Annotated in this window: 1 protein-coding gene; it reads right to left on the bottom strand. The window is 48.6% G+C overall.

The features are described from left to right. A partial coding sequence (locus VN105_RS12140) for a RagB/SusD family nutrient uptake outer membrane protein (RefSeq protein WP_325641192.1) occupies positions 1 to 1565 on the bottom strand: 1565 nt, incomplete at its 3' end. Positions 1566 to 1580 lie beyond the last annotated feature (15 nt).

Raw genomic sequence — 1580 nt, 5'->3', positions numbered from 1 at the left:
AAGTAATCCGTGGCCAGGTTGATGTTTCCGGTGGCATAAGCCGCAAAGAAATCGGCTGCTTTACCACCAAATTTGATCAGCCTGATATCAAGACCGGTACGTTTTTTTCCATTTAATACTGACGCGTACAGGCGGCGTCTTCTCAGATCCTGGTCGCGTTTACCTTCAAAAGCCAGTTCCAGTCTTCTTTCCATAAGAATAGCTGCTCTCATTTCCACTTTCATCATACCAGGCTTTAATCCGTAATTACCATCGGTACCAGCCTCTATTCCCGCTCTTTTCCGGATGGCCTTCAGCATATCATAACTCACTTGTGTGTTGCCTGCTTCGTTGGCAGCTTCCGCATAGTTCAGCATTACTTCCGCCATTCTTATTTCTATCCAGTCTGTTCCGCTATGCTCGGCATCAAATGGTTTATACCCTTCAAAGATTGTTTTCCTGGTGTAAAACCCCGAGAAAGTGCCGCTAATGGCTTCTCCCCCGCTGAACGTCCATTGGATACGGCCTGTTTTCCCGGAAAGCGCCCAGGCATCACCGTTATGTACCACGGTGGTGGCAAAGCGCGGATCGCGGTTAAGCCAGTATGCCTGCGGGTTATATCCTGATCCCTGTGCAGTGATCGGCAACCCGTTTTTCATGGGGAAGGCATTTACCAGTTCCAGTGAAGGCTGGTCGCCACCCGTAAAATTCTGCGATTCTTCCAGTGGCCTTACGGATGCATCATGTGTTTGTGCGCGGCCTGGGTAACTGAAACGGGTAACCATTATTGCTTCTGTGTTCCCATTGCCTTCTACAAACCACAGGTTCCTGAAATCAGGCATCAGTGCATTGCCATACTTAGTCAGCGAATCCATGGCGGCTTTATTGGCGTTATAGGCTGTTTGCCATCTCGACTGATCCTGCGCGGGATTAAACTGCTCGGAGGCATAGTGCAGCAACACCCTTCCTTTAAGCGCTAAAGCAGCGCCGCGTGTAACCCTTCCTGCATTTTCCGTACTCCAGCTTGCGGATAATAATGCTGCGGCATCGTCCAGGTCTTTTATGATCTGCGTGATACATTCGGATGTTTTATTGCGTGTCACAGCAAGATTATCTTCCAGGTTCTGTGGCGTAAGAATGAGGGGTACGCCGCCATACCTGCTTACCAGCTGGAAATAAAGCCATGCGCGGAGAAACAGGGCCTGCCCTATCAGTGAGTTCTTATCGCTTTCAGTAAATGGCGCACCCGGAACCTGTTGCAACAGGAGGTTTACACTCCTCACATCTGCATAAGGCCAGTAAGTAATTGAATTAACGGTAAGCTGGCCGTATAAGGTACTGCCTCCCCCGGCGCCTTCATCGGAAACGTGGCTGGTAGCATCCGGCCAGTTGGGCATTACATTGAAATATATATTATTGAGAAATGCGGTGCTCAGGTTCAGGTCTGTCCAAACTTCGCCACTGGGGATAGCTCCCAGATCCGGCTTATCCAACACTTTTTTACAACCCAGCAAGCCGGAAACCGCTATTACTAAACCTATGATAAAAGCCTGCATCAAATTTTTACAGCTGAAAAATCTATTCATAGCACTAAAGAATTA

The sequence above is a fragment of the Chitinophaga sp. genome, from assembly GCF_035564935.1.
GTDB lineage: Bacteria > Bacteroidota > Bacteroidia > Chitinophagales > Chitinophagaceae > Chitinophaga.
This window is presented reverse-complemented; position numbering and strand designations above follow the sequence as displayed.